Below are 15,812 nucleotides of genomic sequence, written 5' to 3'. Positions count from 1 at the left end.
GGGGGAAGAGGAGGTGGCGTCTAGGGGGTTTTGGAAAGTTTTTTAACTGGCAGGAATTTTATTGCGGATTTTCAGGGCGCACGCGTTCCCATGTAGGAGCTGGCTTGCCAGCGAAGGCGGTGGGTCAGTCGACATATTTATTGCCTGAACGGACGCCTTCGCTGGCAAGCCAGCTCCTACAGGGGGCGGTGTGATATCGGGTGGGCGAGGACTACGTTATTCCCTGTCACTCCCGTAATTCATGATCGACAACAGCCGGATCGGCACCCGCACCAACTCCTCGGGCCCATGGGGAATCTCCCCCTCGAACGTCAAGCTGTCCCCGGCCTCCATCCGATACAGCTGATTGCCATGCCGATAAATCAGCTCACCCTCGAGCAGGTGCAGAAACTCGGTCCCCGGATGCGAGAAGGTCGGAAACTCCTCGCTCGCGTCATCCATGCTGACCATATACGCCTCGAAACTCTTCTTCGGCCCACGGGTGTGATTGAGCAGATGATAGGTATGGCCTTTCTCTGTCCCCCGGCGAACCACCTCCATCCCCTGGTCAGCCTTGACCAGCAACGCACTGCCATCCTGCTGGTCGTACTCGCTGAACAACTTCGACAACGGCAGCCCCAGCACATCGCACAGCCGGCTCAAGGTCTCGAGGCTGGTAGACACCTGGGCGTTCTCGATCTTGCTCAACATGCCTTGGCTGATATCGGCAATCTTCGCCACATCGGACAATTTGAGGTCTTGCGCCTGGCGCTGACGCTTGATCTGCAACCCCAGGTATTGCTCAAGCTTGAGACGCGGTGCGGTTTCGGTCGGCATAGTCATCAGTCCTGCACACTTTCCGTTCAGTAATATTAGTTTCGCACTGAGAAAGTGCAAATCATGGCGCTCGGCGCCCATTCCGCTGGGCGTATTCCCACGGGGAAAAGAATTTTCCCATATATACAGCACAAAAGCGCTTTCCACGACGTTTCAACGGCGCGCTCGCGAATCTGGCAAGGGCCTTGCATTCCTATTGGGAAACTAACTTTCTTTTTAGGAATAAAAAGACAGTCAATGCCAATCCACAATGTTTTGCCTTTCGCGAGGAGTGACGAGCAATGTTGCCAGCAGAAACCCAGCGCATCATCGACAAGCACGGGATCAAGTACGTGCTTGCGCAGTTTGTGGATATTCATGGTGCGGCCAAGACCAAATCGGTGCCGATTTGCGGGCTCAAGACCGTCGCCGAAGAAGGTGCGGGTTTTGCCGGGTTCGCGATCAGCGGCATGGGCATGGAGCCTCACGGTCCGGACTTCATGGCCCGCGGCGACCTGTCCACCCTGACGCCGGTGCCCTGGCAGCCGGGTTACGGCCGGGTGGTGTGTGTGGGACATGTCGACGGCCAACCCCATCCCTATGACAGCCGTTATGTATTGCAGCAACAAGTGCAACGCCTGGCAGAAAAGGGCTGGACCCTCAACACCGGCCTGGAGCCCGAATTCAACCTGATGCGCCGCGATGAACAGGGCAAGCTGCAACTGGTCGACCTCAGCGACAACCTGGACAAGCCTTGCTACGACTACAAGGGGCTGTCGCGCTCCCGGGTGTTCCTCGAGCGGCTGACCGAAGCCCTGCAGGCGGTGGATTTCGAGGTCTATCAAATCGACCACGAGGACGCCAACGGCCAGTTCGAGATCAACTACACCTACAGCGACGCCATGACCTCGGCGGATCGCTTCACCTTCTTTCGCATGGCCGCCGGCGAGATCGCCAATGACCTGGGGATGATCTGCTCGTTCATGCCCAAGCCCGACCCGAAACGCGCCGGCAACGGCATGCACTTTCACCTGTCGATCAGCAGTGCCGACAACAAGAACCTGTTCCATGACGCCAGCGATCCGAGCGGCATGGGCCTGTCGAAACTGGCCTACCACTTCGCCGCCGGTCTGCTCGCCCACGGCCCGGCGCTCTGTGCCTTTGCCGCGCCGACGGTCAACTCCTACAAGCGGCTGGTGGTGGGCAACTCGTTGTCCGGCGCGACCTGGGCCCCGGCCTTCATTGCCTTCGGCGCCAACAACCGTTCGGCGATGGTGCGGGTGCCTTATGGCCGCCTGGAGTTCCGCCTGCCGGACGCCGGTTGCAATCCCTATCTGGTCAGCGCCGCGATCATCGCCGCCGGCCTGGACGGCATCGACCGTCAGCTGGAAATCGACCACGTCTGCAATGAAAACCTCTACAGCCTTAGCCTGGAGCAGATCGCCGCGCGCGGCATCAAGACCCTGCCGCAATCGCTCAAGGAAGCGTGCGACGCCCTGGAAGCCGACCCGCTGTTCGCTGAAGTGCTGGGCCCGCAGATCGTCGGCGAGTTCATCAAGCTCAAGCGCATGGAGTGGGTGGAATACAGCCGCCATGTGAGTGACTGGGAGATCGCTCGCTACACCGAGTTTTTCTGAGCCTGTTGGGCGGCGGCTACAAGCTGCAAGTGTCAAGCCGCAGTAAAAGCGGGTTGGCGGTGTAACACCAGTTTCTGTCTATGCGGTTTGTTTGCAGCTTGCAGCTTGCCGCTCCCGAACGAAGTGAGGACTGCTTTTATGTGTGGAATCGTAGGTCTGTACCTGAAAAATCTGCAGCTGGAATCCCAGCTAGGCAAGCTCTTTGAACCCATGTTGCAGGCCATGACCGATCGTGGCCCGGACAGTGCCGGTTTCGCCATCTACGGCGATGAAGTGGCCGATGGCTGGGTCAAGTTGACCCTGCAGGCGACCACTGAAGGCTTTGACTGGAAAACCCTGATGGGCGAACTGGAAGGGTGCTTGGGCTGTTCCCTGGACTGGTTCCAGAACGCCAGCGCCGCGGTGCTGAAGATCCACGCCGAAGAGGCACCGGTGCGCCTGGCCCTCGCCGAACTGGCCCCGGGCGTGCGCATCATGAGCGCCGGTCAGAGCATCGAAATCCTCAAGGGCATGGGTCTGCCTCAGGAGATTTCCCAACGCTTCGGCCTGGCCGGGATGAAGGGCAGCCACATCATCGGCCACACCCGCATGGCCACCGAAAGCGCGGTGACCATGGAAGGCAGCCACCCGTTTTCCACCGGTGCCGACCTGTGCCTGGTGCACAACGGTTCGCTGTCCAACCACTTCCGACTGCGCCAGGAACTCAAGCGCGAAGGCATTCATTTCGAGACCGAAAACGACACCGAAGTGGCCGCCGGCTACCTGACCTGGCGCCTGCAGCAGGGCGATTCGCTGAAGGAGGCGCTGGATCATTCCCTGGAGGACCTGGACGGTTTCTTCACCTTCGCCATCGGCACCCGTAACGGTTTTGCGGTGATCCGCGACCCGATCGCCTGCAAGCCGGCAATCCTCGCCGAGACCGACGACTACGTCGCCATGGCCTCGGAATACCAGGCGCTGTCGAGCCTGCCGGGCATCGAACACGCCAGGATCTGGGAGCCGGCACCGGCCACCCTGTACATCTGGGAACGCCAGTCAGCTTAAGGAGCGCGCACATGAAAACCATCGATCTTTCCACTGCCACCGTGCGTGAACTCAACCAGGCGCTGCACGACCAGGCGAACACCGTTGAAGACCGCGAATGGGTGGTGACACATTCCAACGGCAAGCACAACCTCGCGGTCGGAGTGAACCAGGCCGTGTCCATCGATATCCAGGGCCACGCTGGCTACTACTGCGCGGGCATGAACCAGCAGGCTTCGATCACCGTTCACGGCAATGTCGGCGTCGGTTGCGCCGAGAACATGATGTCCGGCTACGTCCGCGTCAAAGGCAGCGCCTCCCAGGCGGCCGGGGCCACGGCCCATGGCGGACTGCTGGTGATCGAAGGCGATGCCGGTGCCCGTTGCGGGATTTCCATGAAGGGCATCGACATCGTGGTCGGCGGCAGCATCGGCCACATGAGCTGCTTCATGGGCCAGGCCGGGCGCCTGGTGGTCTGTGGCGATGCCGGCGATGCCCTGGGCGATTCGTTGTACGAAACCCACATTTACGTCAAAGGCACGGTCGAGTCCCTGGGCTCGGACTGCGTCGAGAAAGAGATGCGCGCCGAGCATCTGGAGGAGCTGCAAGGCCTGCTCAACCGCGCCGGTTTCGAGCACCAGGCGGCTGACTTCAAGCGCTACGGCTCGGCCCGTCAGTTGTACAACTTCAAAGTCGATAACGCGTCCGCGTACTGATCCGCGCGAGGAGAACAGATATGAGCGACCCAATCAGTCAAAAAGCAGCCACTCCAGTGCTGCGCGAGTCCGCCACCTTCGACCGCCTGACCATCCAGGAAATCCAGCGTGCCGCCGAGACCGGCATCTACGATATTCGCGGTGGCGGCACCAAGCGCAAGCTGCCGCACTTCGATGACTTGCTGCTGCTCGGCGCCAGCGTTTCGCGCTACCCGCTGGAAGGCTATCGGGAGAAGTGCGGCACCGATGTGATCCTCGGCAACCGCTTCGCCAAGAAGCCGATCCACCTGAAGATTCCGGTGACCATCGCCGGCATGAGTTTCGGCGCCTTATCGGCCAATGCCAAGGAAGCCCTGGGCCGTGGCGCGACCATCGCCGGCACCAGCACCACCACCGGTGACGGCGGCATGACCCCGGAAGAGCGCGGTCAGTCCCAGCATTTGGTCTATCAGTATTTGCCGTCGCGCTACGGCATGAACCCGGACGACCTGCGCAAGGCGGACGCCATCGAGATCGTCCTCGGCCAGGGCGCCAAGCCCGGTGGCGGCGGCATGCTGTTGGGGATGAAAGTGACCGAGCGTGTGGCGGGCATGCGTACGCTTCCAATCGGTGTCGACCAGCGCAGTGCTTGCCGTCACCCGGACTGGACCGGGCCGGACGACCTGGCGATCAAGATTGCCGAGTTGCGGGAAATCACCGACTGGGAAAAACCCATCTACGTGAAGATCGGCGCGAGCCGGCCGTACTACGACGTCAAGCTGGCGGTGAAGGCCGGGGCCGATGTGATCGTGCTCGACGGCATGCAAGGCGGGACGGCGGCGACCCAGGAAGTGTTCATCGAACACGTCGGTATCCCGATTTTGTCGGCCATCCCGCAAGCGGTACAGGCTTTGCAAGAGATGGGCATGCATCGCAAGGTTCAACTGATCGTCTCCGGAGGGATTCGCAACGGTGCCGACGTGGCCAAGGCCATGGCACTGGGGGCGGATGCGGTGGCCATCGGCACGGCGGCGCTGATTGCCTTGGGCGATAACCATCCACGTCTGGACGAGGAATTGCAGAAGATCGGCTCGGCGGCCGGCTTTTATGACGACTGGCAGAACGGCCGCGACCCGGCCGGGATCACCACTCAAGACCCGGAATTGTCCAAGCGCCTGGACCCGGTCGAAGGCGGTCGCCGCCTGGCCAATTACCTGCGGGTGATGGTGCTGGAGGCCCAGACCATGGCCCGGGCGTGTGGCAAGTCGCATCTGCATAACCTGGATCCGGAGGATCTGGTGGCATTGACGGTGGAATCGGCGGCCATGGCCCGGGTGCCGCTGGCGGGGACCAGCTGGATTCCGGGGTCCGGTTACTGAGACCTGCCTCTGTAGGAGCCAGGCTTGCCGGCGAAGGCGATCTTTCGGGCGCCTTCGCCGGCAAGCCTGGCTCCTACAGACGATGATGTTCAACTATTCGAAGAGACCACAACGGTCCGTCGCTTTGCCACTTGCTCACTGCCCGGCACTTCCCATTTCCTTTGCAGGAGCTTTGAACATGGTCAATCGTCCTCTGGGCAAATCCCTTCTCGGCCTGTTGATGACTGGTGCACTGGTGCCGCTCGCGCAGGCGGCCGATGCACCAACCTTGAACACAGGCAGCACCGCATGGATGGTCACCGCCACCGTGCTGGTGCTGTTCATGTGCCTGCCAGGCCTCGCGTTGTTCTACGGCGGCCTGGTACGGGCGAAAAACATGCTCTCGTTGTTTACCCAGTGCTTCGGCATCGCCGGCCTGGTGGGGGTGCTGTGGGTGATTTATGGCTACAGCATGGTGGTCGACAGCTCCGGCATGGTCGAGGGGCAGGTGACCTTCAACAGTTTTGTCGGTGGCTTGAGTCGGGCCTTCCTGGCCGGCATGACCCCGGACAGCCTGGTCGGCGAAATACCGGAAGGGGTGTTCGTGACCTTCCAGATGACCTTCGCCATCATCACCCCGGCACTGATTGCGGGTGCGTTCGCCGAACGCATGAAGTTCTCGGCGGCGCTGCTGTTCATGGCGCTGTGGTTCACCCTGGTGTATGCCCCGGTGGCGCACATGGTCTGGGGCGGAGCGGGGGCCTTGATGCATAACTGGGGCGTGCTCGATTTTGCCGGGGGCACCGCCGTGCATATCAACGCCGGGGTCGCCGCGTTGGCCGCGTGCCTGATGCTTGGCAAGCGCAAGGGCTACCAGAACACGCCGATGCCGGCCCACAACCTGAGCCTGACCATGGCCGGTGCGGCGATGCTCTGGGTCGGTTGGTTCGGCTTCAATATCGGTTCCGGTGGCGGCCTGAGCGGCACCTCTGGCGTCGTCATGCTCAATACCCAGCTGGGTGCTTGCGCCGGGATTCTCGGCTGGATGTTCACCGAGTGGTTCAAGGTCGGCAAGCCGAGTGCCCTGGGTCTTGCTAGCGGTGCCCTGGCTGGTCTGGTAGGGATTACCCCGGCATGCGCCTATGTGGGTGTCGGGGGTGCACTGGCCATCGGTCTGTTGTGCGGGGTGTTCTGCTACCTGAGCGTCACGGTGCTCAAGCGCCGCTTCGGTTATGACGACAGCCTGGATGTATTCGGCTTGCATGGCATCGGCGGGATGATCGGCGCGGTGCTGACCGGGGTATTCTGCGTGCCGTCCCTGGGCGGCCTGGTGGAAGGCGTGACCATGGGCGCCCAGGTCGTGGCGCAAATCAAGGGTGTGCTGATGACAACGGTGTATTGCTTTGTCATCAGCTGGATCATTCTCAAAGTGGTCAATGCGCTGGTCGGCTTGCGGGCCCATGAGTCGGTGGAGGACATGGGGCTGGATCTGGCTGAGCATAACGAGCGTGCTTACAACCATTGAGGATGATGGTCGATCGATATCACTCTTGAGCTTGAAAAAAAACCCTGTCGTTGCCGGCAGGGTTTTTTTCCATGTACAGCGTCCAACTCACCCCGACACCGGCACACTCACCACCTGCGGTCCGCCACGCTGCACGGCACGCTGCAACTGGCTGGCGATCAAGGTGTTCTTCAGCAGATACGCAATGGTCATCGGCCCGACACCCCCGGGCACCGGCGTGATTGCACTGGCGACGGTGCGCGCGCTGGCGTAATCGACATCGCCCACCAGACGAGGACCGGATTCGCCCGCAATCCGATTGATCCCGACATCGATCACCACGGCGCCGGGCTTGAGCCAACTGGCATCGATCAAATGCGGGCGACCCACCGCAGCAACCACGATGTCCGCCATACGGCACAGCGTCGGCGCATCGACGCTGCGCGAGTGCACCACGCTGACCGAGCAGTCGGCCTGCAGCAGCAGGGTGGCCATCGGCTTGCCGACGATGTTCGAACGGCCGATGACCACCGCGTGCAAGCCGCTCAAGTCACCACAGGTTTCACGCAGCAGCCGCATGCAGCCGCTGGGCGTGCAAGGCGTCAGCACTTCGATGCCTTGCACCAGGCCCCCGACGTTTTCCCGATGAAAACCGTCGACGTCCTTGATCGGGTGAATGGCATGGATCACCGCCTGCTCGTCGATATGCCCCGGCAAGGGCAACTGCACCAGGATGCCGTTGACCGAGGCGTCGGCGTTCAACTGCGCAATCAGTTCCAGCACCTCGTTCTGGCTGGCATTTTCCGCCAGGCGGTACTCCAGGGAACGAATACCGACCTCACTGGCGCGCAGCAGTTTGTTGCGCACATAGACTTCGCTGGCCGGGTCATCACCGACGAGCAGTACGGCCAGGGCCGGAAAAATCTGTTCTTCGGCCAGGGCCAGGACTTCTTCCCGAACCTCGTCGAGAACCCGGGCGGAGATGGCTTTGCCGTCGATATCGCGGGCAAGAGCAGGGGGGATGCTGACCAAAAGAGTCACCGTCGTCTTGATTGAAAAAGGGGGCGAAATGATCATCGAGGCGTCGTTGCGCCCCGATGATCCATCAGAGACCTGCAGGCAAGTGCGTTCAGGCTACCAGTTGATGGCAGCCGTACACCACCAGAACACCCGCGATCAGTGTGGCATAAGGCAACCAGCCGGCGCGTTTCTGACCGGCATCGGCCTGAATATGCAGGTCGCTGAGCATCGCTTCGGGGAAGCGTCCGCGGTCCTGCACATAGTGGCGGTAGCAGAATACCGGCAGGATCAACAGCGCCAGCAGCAGACCGGTCATCAGGGTTCCGGCGCCCCAGATATCGGCACCCAGACCCATGCATGCCAGGTTGACGAAACTCAGTACACCGCCTGCCACCAGCAGCACGGTGGGGGCCTTGTACGGGCGTACCCAGTCCGGACGGTCCAGGCGATGGATCCAGCCGGCGTTGAGGTTGAGGAAGTTGAAGATGATGTAGCTGACGTTGGATGCCGCGAGCACGAACACGTAGTCGGACATCAGTAACAGCAGCAGGTTGAACGACAGGTCGGTCCACATGGCGGCGGTCGGTGCGCCGTGTTCGTTGGTGCGGCCCAGGTATTTGGGCAGCCAGCCGTCCACCGACGCCTGGTACAGGGTGCGGGACGAGCCGGACATCGAGGTCATGATCGCCAGCAAGGTGGCAAGCACCAGCATGATCAGCACGATATTGGCCACCAGCTTGCCGCCGCCGATGCTGTCCGCCATGACCTGGCCGACACCCATGCCGCTGTAGATCGCCGGCGACAACAGGCCGCTGTAGACTGCCGGCGTGACCACCGCGCCGCTGGCGTCGAGCACCGCCGGTGTTACCAATTGGCCAAGACCGAGACTGCCCTGAAAGGCCAGGGGCACCAGGGTGAACACCAGGATGCACAACAGGCCGGCGTAGAAGATCGCCTTGAAGGTGTCGCGCTTGGGGTCCTTGAATTCCCGGGTGTAGCACACCGCCGTTTCGAACCCGTAAGTCGACCAAGCGGCCATGAAAAGTCCGCCGGCCATCAGCGACCAGCCGGAAATGTCCCAGGTGCCGTCGATGACTTGCCCGGCCGCATCATGGGCCAGGGGGTACAACGGCAGGAAGTTGGCCTGGGCCGCATCGCCGGTGAACAAGGGCACTACGCCCACCAGCAGCAAGGGGATCAGCGAGGTCACGCCGAGCACCAGGGTCAGGCGTGCCGAGCGCAGGATGCCGCCATGCTGCACGGCGAACACGGTCAGCAGGATCAGCAGGCCGATGGCGAAGGTCGCGTTGATTCGCAGCGACAGGCCGCTCTTGATCCAGCCCAGGTCGAGCAAGGTCAGTTGCCAGGTGTTGATCAGTGCATCGGCGGGAAACAGCGCCGTAAGGATGTAACCGGCTGCCAGCCCTGAACCGATCGACAGCACGGGCGACCAGGCCAGCCAGTTGCACCACACCGACACCGGTGCGATCAACTTGCTGTAGCGCACCCAGGCGACCGCGCCATAGACCGAGGCGCCGCCGGACTTGTGCGGGAACAGCCCGGCGATTTCGGCGTAGGTGAAGGCCTGGATAAAGCCGAACAGGATCGAAACGATCCAGACGATCCAGGCCGGTTTGCCGACCGTGGCGGCAATCGCGCCGATAGAAAACAGCACCAGGGCAGGCACGCCACTGGCAACCCAGAACGCCCCGCGCCAGTCGATCTTGCGCTGCAGGCTGCCCATTGAACCGGCGGCCTGGGGTACGGCCTCGAACGTAGTCGCTTCCATCTTCGTATTCCCATGTTTGAGTCGAACGAGACCTGTAGGAGCGAGCTTGCTCGCGATGAACATAAAAACACCGCGATTAGCCAGAAAAACGGCGTAATCGTTAACGTTTTTCGCGAGCAAGCTCGCTCCTACAGATGTGGGTATGGGCAGTCAAAAGTGAATGAGAGCTCGATCAACTGCGTACCCGGCTCTTGTCCGGGTCGTAGAAAATCGCGGCGGTGACCGTGGCGCTGATGCGCTTCTGCAGGCCGTCGACTTTGCCGATTTCCAACACCGTGCCGACGTCGGCACACGTCACGTCGACCCGGCACAACGCAATGTTGCTGGCGAGCAGGGGCGAGCGGCAGGCACTGGTAATGACCCCGACCTGAGCCCGGCCGCGGTACACCGGGTCACCGTGATGGACGCCTTCATTGCCGCTCAATTGCAGGCCTACCAGCTTGTGGGCTGGATGAGCGCTGCGCCGCAGCAGGGCCTCGCGACCGATGAAATCATCGGTCTTGCTCTTCAGCGTTACGCTGAAACCGATACCGGCCTCGAACGGATCGGTCTGGTCGCTGAACTCGTAGCCGGCAAATATCAGCCCGGCTTCGATGCGCAGCATGTCCAGCGCTTCCAGGCCCAGCGGCACCAGGCCCAACGGTTGGCCCAGAGCCCAGATCCGGTCCCAGACTTGGCCGGCATCCTCGGGCTGGCACCAGACTTCGTAACCCAGCTCGCCGGTGTAGCCGGTGCGCGAGATCATCAGCGGGCAACCGTCATGACCGTCCAGGCGACCCACCAGAAAACGGAACCAGCCGAGGCTTTCCAGTTTCGGCTGATCAGGTGCGGTCCAGACCATCTGCTTGAGCAGCTCACGACTCATCGGGCCTTGCACCGCGAGGTTGTGGATCTGCTCGCTGGCGGATTTGACCCAGACTTTCATGCCGAGCTTGTGCGCTTGCTCACGCAGCCAGGCCCCGGCGTAGTCTTCGCCGCAGATCCAGCGGAAATTGTCCGGGCCCAGGCGCAGCAAGGTGCCGTCGTCGAGCATGCCGCCGTGCTCGTGGCACATCGCCGAGTACACCACTTGCCCCACCGCCAGACGCCGCACATCGCGGGTCAGGCAGTACTGCAACAAGGCCTCGGCGTCGGGGCCGATGATTTCGAATTTGCGCAAGGCGGTCAGGTCCATCACCGCCACCCGTTCGCGGCAACCCAGGTATTCCTCGATCGCGCCATAGCCGTCATAACGCAGTGGCAGCCACCAGTTGCGGTAGTCGACGAAGTTGCCGGTCAAGGCGCGGGTGCGTGAGTGGAACGCGGACTCACGGGTAAGGATCGGGTCGGCATCGGCCGTGGTTCGAGTGCTCATGGCGATGGAAAAACGCTCCTTTTCGCTGTAGATGCGGACATGGATATCGCTCGGGTTCCAGCCGTTGGCCGGGTCGATGTCATCCGGGCACGAGGTACTGGCGCACTGCAGGTCGGTCATGGCCCGCAGCAGCACGTAATCGCCTGGACGCGACCAGGGTTCATCCAGGGTCATCTGCTGGTGTGCGTCGATCCCGGTATTGAAGAAGAAGTTGATCGCCGGCCAGCCATTGCGGGCCTTGACCCCATGGGGCGAAAGCACCTGGCTGAGGTTGTCGCTGCAGTTGTCGTGCCCGAAGTAGCCATGGCTCTCGTAATAGCGCGCCGCGCAGGCCAGGGCGAAGGAATCGTGGCGGCCGACGGTGTCACGCACCACCTCGAGCATCGGTTGCATCTGCCGGTCGAAAAACTTCGAAAACAGACCCGGTGCCGGGTAGGCGCTACCGTTCAGCGTGCGGGTGACGGTCTGGTCCAGGTCCAGCTCCAGGCCTCGGTCGAGCGCCCGTCGATCCAGGGCAACGAAGTCCGAGCACTGGCGGCCGGCGACATCCAGCACCTGCACGTACCGACCTTTGCCGACGGTGTAACTGTGGGCGGTGCCGGCACCGATGGTGAACTCGTCGAGTAGCTCGCCCAAGGGTTCGGGCAACGCGGGGAGGAGCACCGGCGAGGGATTGGCCCGAGTCACCCATAACCTGAGTTCGCTGGGCCGGTATTGCCGGTCAACGGCGGTCGGTCCGGCGGGTGCCGCGACGATCACGAGTAGCTCATCGCCGGCGACGAAGCGGCGGCTGAAATCGGCAGGGCTGTCCTCGTCCCAGAGTGAGGCGGCGCTGGGCAGGTGTTGTGGATCAATCGCGCGTCGGATCAGCGCATCGCCAATGCGGCGCGACTGCAAGGTCGGTCCGGCGAGCCGTGCGCCGATAAACCCGCAAGCCGTCGAACCGCTCAGTGCCCAGGCCGCCAGGGCGCTGCGACCGAGCCTGTCCATGGCCAGCAATTGGCAAGGTTGTCGGCCTTCGAGGTCGATCACTTGCAGGCTGTCGCCGGGTTGCAGCGCGACAAGGGTCAGGCCGCCGGCGGCCACCCGATAGCGCTCCAGGGCCGGGGCCCGGGCAAAGAGACCGGGCTCCCGCGGGCGGGAAACACGAGGTGCATTCATGGTGAGGCTCCCGGGTCAACCGATCGACTTGACGGACATCGGCGGTCCGGCGAGGTACGCCGCCATGGAGTCGTCAAGGGCATGCAGCCAAGGCGTGTGGTGGGGTGGCGACTGGGTGCCGGTCATCAGTGACCGGTAGGACTTGTCGCGGTAACCCATGATGTTGTGGGCCTTGTCGTGCTTCCAGTGCAGGAAGGTGTCGTTGACCGCGGCGATATCGAAGTTCGGGTAGTCGGTGGCGTCCACCAGCTGCTGGATGTAGGCGCCCTGGAATTCGAACATTTGCTGGTTGGTTTCCAGTGTCTGTTCCCGTGCGTGCCATTGCAGGCTGTCGGCGATCATCTCGGCCCGGCCCGGCAGCTGGATGCGTCCGAGGATCACATCGCGGGCGTACCAGGCCTGGGCGTCGAACATGTTGAACGAGTACCACTGGTCCTGCATGCCGAGGTAGATCAGTTGCGGGTTGGGCTCCCAGAAAACGCCCTTGTACAGGTTCATCGGCCATAGCCGGTTGTCGGTCTTGAGGCACAGTTCATCCGGCAGGAAGGGAAAGTGATGTTTGTAGCCGGTGCACAGGATCACCGCATCGATGCGCTTGTGGGTGCCGTCGATAAAGTACGCGCGGTTTTTTTCCAGGCGCTGCAGCAGCGGTTTTTCTTCCCAGTTGGCGGGCCAGTCATAGCCCATGGGGGCGGTGCGGTAGCAACTGGTGATGCTGCGGGCGCCGTATTTGTAGCACTGCGAGCCGATGTCCTCGGCTGAATAGCTGCTGCCGACGATCAGCAGATCCTTGCCCTTGAACTCCAGCGCCTCGCGGAAATCATGGGCGTGCAGGATGCGCCCGCCGAACTGCTCGAATCCGGGGAAGTACGGCATCTTTGGCGTCGAAAAGTGCCCGCAGGCATTGATCACATAGTCGAACTCTTCCGAGGTCCGGGTATCGCTGCCGTGGTCGTGGGCGACCACTGTGAAGCGGCGAGTCTCTTCGTCAAAGGTGACCTGGCGCACCACATTGTTGAAACGGATGTAGTCGCGAACGCCGGCTTTTTCGACGCGCCCCTTGATGTAGTCCCAGAGCACTTCCCGTGGCGGGTAGGAACCGATGGGGCGGCCAAAATGTTCTTCGAAGGAGTAGTCGGCGAACTCCAGGCATTCTTTCGGGCCGTTCGACCACAAATAGCGGTACATGCTGCCGTGCACCGGTTCGCCGTTTTCATCCAGGCCGGTGCGCCAGGTGTAATTCCACATGCCACCCCAGTCCTGCTGTTTTTCATAGCAGACCAGTTCCGGGATGGGCGTTCCCTGGTCCCTGGTCGATTGAAATGCCCGCAGTTGAGCCATGCCGCAAGGGCCGGCGCCGATGATTGCTACGCGTGTGGTCATGGTCGTTTCTCGTGGCTGTGAATCGGAAAAAAGGCTCGCTCAGCGGAAAATCACCGTCTTGTCCTGGTTGATGAATACCCGGTGTTCCAGGTGGTATTTCAGGGCTTTGGAAAGCGCTACGGTTTCGGTGTCGCGGCCGATGGCAACCAGCGAGTCGGGCAGGTGCGTGTGGTCGACGCGCTGGATTTCCTGCTCGATGATCGGTCCCTCGTCGAGGTCGCTGGTGACGTAGTGGGCGGTGGCGCCGATCAGCTTCACGCCGCGGTCGTAGGCCTGGTGATAGGGCTTGGCGCCCTTGAAACCGGGCAGGAACGAGTGATGGATGTTGATCGCCCGCCCAGACAACTGCTGGCACAAACCATCGGAGAGAATCTGCATATAGCGAGCGAGCACCACCAGGTCGGTCTGGGTGTCCTCGACGATGCGCAGCAACTCGGCTTCCTGGCTGGCCTTGCTGTCCTTGGTGATCGGCAGGTAGATGAAGCGGATGCCTTCGCGTTCGGCCATGGCCCGCAGGTCCAGGTGGTTGGAGACCACGGCGGTGATGTGCATGTCCATCTCGCCCTTGCGATGGCGGTATAGCAGGTCGGTCAGGCAATGGTCGAACTTGCTGACCATCAGCAACACCCGGGTCGGCTGGCTGCTGCAGAACAGTTGCCACTGCATGTCGAAGCCGCCGGCCATGTCCCCCAGATCCTCGCGCAGGGCCCCGATATCGCCGCTCACGCCAGTGTTGAAGCGGAACACCGCGCGCATGAAAAACTGCCCGGTGAACTCATCGTCGAATTGCGCCAGTTCGCTGATGTAGCACTGCTGCCGGGCCAGGCATGCGGTGATCGCGGCGACGATGCCGGACGCTGCCGGGCAGTCGATCTTGAGGATGTAATGTTCATTGGAGGTGTCCATTGAATGTTCCCTGATTGCAAGTGAAGGGGCGGCTCAGCCCTTGGCCGTGCGCTTGGTTTTTTCCGGGTCGTCGAAGGGCAGGGCGTGGGTCACGGCGGCGCTTTCCAGGCTGCCGCGCACCTGCAGGGCAATGCCGGGAAGCGAGCAGGCAACGCTCATCCGGGCGATGGCCATGGAGCGTTTGCTCAGACGCGAATACATGCCGCAGGTGATCACCCCGACTTGCCGGTCGCCCTGCCACAGGGTGTCGCCGGCCTCGGCGGCGCGTACGCCGTCGAGCAACACGCCGGTGATCCTGAAACGCTCCTGGCCGCGCAGGCGAAAATGCTCGTCGGCGCCGCGGAATTCGCGCTTGTCCGGGGAGACGGTGAAATCCAGGCCCATTTCCCACAGGGTGTCGCCAGCCTTCTGGTCGGCGAAGGGGTACATCTGCGAGTTGTCATAGGGGAAAAACATCAGCGAACTTTCCACCCGCAACCAGTCCAGGGCGGTGAAGGCGCATGGGATGATGCCCAGGCTTGCGCCCTGCTCGAGGATGCTGTCCCACAGCGCCGGGGCATCGGCGGCCTTGCAGAAAATCTCGTAGCCGCGTTCGCCGGTGTAGCCGGTGCGCGAGATCATCACCGGGCGGTCGAACAGGCGGGTTTGCAGGTGATGGAAGTAGGGCAGCTGACGGATCCCGGGGACGTGCTCGGCGAGAAAGTCCACCGCCAGCGGCCCTTGCAGCGACAGGTCGTGCAGGTCGTCATCGAACAGCATGGCCACCTGCCGACCCTGGGCTGAACGCACCAGCATTTCGTGACCGCTGCCGGCACCGTGGACCACCATGAACGCGTTGGGCCCGGTGCGGTAGACGATGCAGTCATCGACGAACTTGCCGCCCTCGTCGAGCATCGAGGCGTACACCGACTTGCCGGGGTACAGCTTGGCGATGTCGCGGGTGGTGGCCCATTGCAGCAGGCTCTCGGCATGGGGGCCGACGTAGTGGACTTTCTTCAGCCCGGACACATCCATCAGTCCGGCACGGGTGCGGATCGCCTGATGGTGATCGGCCAGGTCGCTGCTGTAGGTCCAGGCAGTGCCCATGCCGTTCCAGTCTTCGAGGTTCGAGCCGAGTGCGCGGTGCCGTTCGGCCAGCGCAGAAATACGCCATGAATGGGTCATGTGAAGATCCTTGTAGGGAAAAG

Annotated in this window: 12 protein-coding genes; 5 read left to right on the top strand and 7 right to left on the bottom strand. The window is 62.2% G+C overall.

The features are described from left to right. Positions 1 to 216 precede the first annotated feature (216 nt). On the bottom strand, positions 217 to 816 hold the full coding sequence (locus tag J2W17_RS11080; RefSeq protein WP_307333502.1) for a helix-turn-helix domain-containing protein: 600 nt from the start codon (positions 814 to 816) through the stop codon (positions 217 to 219). A gap of 281 nt (positions 817 to 1,097) precedes the next feature. Here J2W17_RS11080 and glnT point away from each other — a divergent pair, with 281 nt between their 5' ends. The 5 genes from glnT (at position 1,098) to J2W17_RS11055 (ending at position 7,033) form a co-directional block, all read left to right on the top strand. Further along, positions 1,098 to 2,432 carry a type III glutamate--ammonia ligase gene (glnT, locus tag J2W17_RS11075; RefSeq protein ID WP_307333501.1) on the top strand — a complete coding sequence of 445 codons (1,335 nt, stop codon included), beginning with the start codon at positions 1,098 to 1,100 and terminating at the stop codon, positions 2,430 to 2,432. Between the two features lie 138 nt (positions 2,433 to 2,570). After that, a complete protein-coding gene (locus J2W17_RS11070; protein ID WP_307333498.1) occupies positions 2,571 to 3,476 on the top strand; it encodes a class II glutamine amidotransferase in 906 nt (301 codons plus the stop codon). A gap of 11 nt (positions 3,477 to 3,487) precedes the next feature. After that, positions 3,488 to 4,171 carry a protein glxC gene (locus J2W17_RS11065; protein WP_307333496.1) on the top strand — a complete coding sequence of 228 codons (684 nt, stop codon included), beginning with the start codon at positions 3,488 to 3,490 and terminating at the stop codon, positions 4,169 to 4,171. 20 nt (positions 4,172 to 4,191) lie between these two features. After that, positions 4,192 to 5,529 carry an FMN-binding glutamate synthase family protein gene (locus tag J2W17_RS11060; protein ID WP_307333495.1) on the top strand — a complete coding sequence of 446 codons (1,338 nt, stop codon included), beginning with the start codon at positions 4,192 to 4,194 and terminating at the stop codon, positions 5,527 to 5,529. 178 nt (positions 5,530 to 5,707) lie between these two features. Continuing rightward, positions 5,708 to 7,033 (top strand): ammonium transporter, encoded by a 1,326-nt coding sequence (locus tag J2W17_RS11055; RefSeq protein WP_307333493.1) that lies wholly within the window; start codon positions 5,708 to 5,710, stop codon positions 7,031 to 7,033. 87 nt (positions 7,034 to 7,120) lie between these two features. Here J2W17_RS11055 and J2W17_RS11050 read toward each other — a convergent pair whose 3' ends face one another. The 6 genes from J2W17_RS11050 to J2W17_RS11025 form a co-directional block, all read right to left on the bottom strand. Further along, positions 7,121 to 8,053 (bottom strand): bifunctional 5,10-methylenetetrahydrofolate dehydrogenase/5,10-methenyltetrahydrofolate cyclohydrolase, encoded by a 933-nt coding sequence (locus J2W17_RS11050; RefSeq protein ID WP_307333491.1) that lies wholly within the window; start codon positions 8,051 to 8,053, stop codon positions 7,121 to 7,123. A gap of 88 nt (positions 8,054 to 8,141) precedes the next feature. Continuing rightward, entirely contained in the window at positions 8,142 to 9,821 is a 1,680-nt protein-coding gene (locus J2W17_RS11045) for an APC family permease (RefSeq protein ID WP_307333489.1), read from the bottom strand. 172 nt (positions 9,822 to 9,993) lie between these two features. Next, positions 9,994 to 12,336, bottom strand: a complete 2,343-nt coding sequence (locus tag J2W17_RS11040; RefSeq protein WP_307333486.1) for a DUF1989 domain-containing protein — start codon at positions 12,334 to 12,336, stop codon at positions 9,994 to 9,996. A 15-nt stretch (positions 12,337 to 12,351) separates the two neighbouring features. Next, positions 12,352 to 13,719, bottom strand: coding sequence for an NAD(P)-binding domain-containing protein (locus J2W17_RS11035; protein WP_307333484.1), 1,368 nt, complete (start codon positions 13,717 to 13,719; stop codon positions 12,352 to 12,354). 39 nt (positions 13,720 to 13,758) lie between these two features. After that, on the bottom strand, positions 13,759 to 14,625 hold the full coding sequence (gene purU / locus J2W17_RS11030) for a formyltetrahydrofolate deformylase (protein ID WP_307333482.1): 867 nt from the start codon (positions 14,623 to 14,625) through the stop codon (positions 13,759 to 13,761). A gap of 33 nt (positions 14,626 to 14,658) precedes the next feature. After that, positions 14,659 to 15,789 carry an aminomethyltransferase family protein gene (locus J2W17_RS11025; protein WP_307333480.1) on the bottom strand — a complete coding sequence of 377 codons (1,131 nt, stop codon included), beginning with the start codon at positions 15,787 to 15,789 and terminating at the stop codon, positions 14,659 to 14,661. Positions 15,790 to 15,812 lie beyond the last annotated feature (23 nt).

The organism is Pseudomonas lini (assembly GCF_030812475.1).
Taxonomy (GTDB): domain Bacteria; phylum Pseudomonadota; class Gammaproteobacteria; order Pseudomonadales; family Pseudomonadaceae; genus Aquipseudomonas; species Aquipseudomonas lini_A.
This window is presented reverse-complemented; position numbering and strand designations above follow the sequence as displayed.

Bases quoted from the DNA above. Each gene is read 5' to 3' on its own strand.
- J2W17_RS11080 (WP_307333502.1), bottom strand. From the start codon at position 816: ATGCCGACCGAAACCGCACCGCGTCTCAAGCTTGAGCAATACCTGGGG.
- glnT (WP_307333501.1), top strand. From the start codon at position 1,098: ATGTTGCCAGCAGAAACCCAGCGCATCATCGACAAGCACGGGATCAAG.
- J2W17_RS11070 (WP_307333498.1), top strand. From the start codon at position 2,571: ATGTGTGGAATCGTAGGTCTGTACCTGAAAAATCTGCAGCTGGAATCC.
- J2W17_RS11065 (WP_307333496.1), top strand. From the start codon at position 3,488: ATGAAAACCATCGATCTTTCCACTGCCACCGTGCGTGAACTCAACCAG.
- J2W17_RS11060 (WP_307333495.1), top strand. From the start codon at position 4,192: ATGAGCGACCCAATCAGTCAAAAAGCAGCCACTCCAGTGCTGCGCGAG.
- J2W17_RS11055 (WP_307333493.1), top strand. From the start codon at position 5,708: ATGGTCAATCGTCCTCTGGGCAAATCCCTTCTCGGCCTGTTGATGACT.
- J2W17_RS11045 (WP_307333489.1), bottom strand. From the start codon at position 9,821: ATGGAAGCGACTACGTTCGAGGCCGTACCCCAGGCCGCCGGTTCAATG.
- J2W17_RS11040 (WP_307333486.1), bottom strand. From the start codon at position 12,336: ATGAATGCACCTCGTGTTTCCCGCCCGCGGGAGCCCGGTCTCTTTGCC.
- J2W17_RS11035 (WP_307333484.1), bottom strand. From the start codon at position 13,719: ATGACCACACGCGTAGCAATCATCGGCGCCGGCCCTTGCGGCATGGCT.
- purU (WP_307333482.1), bottom strand. From the start codon at position 14,625: ATGGACACCTCCAATGAACATTACATCCTCAAGATCGACTGCCCGGCA.
- J2W17_RS11025 (WP_307333480.1), bottom strand. From the start codon at position 15,789: ATGACCCATTCATGGCGTATTTCTGCGCTGGCCGAACGGCACCGCGCA.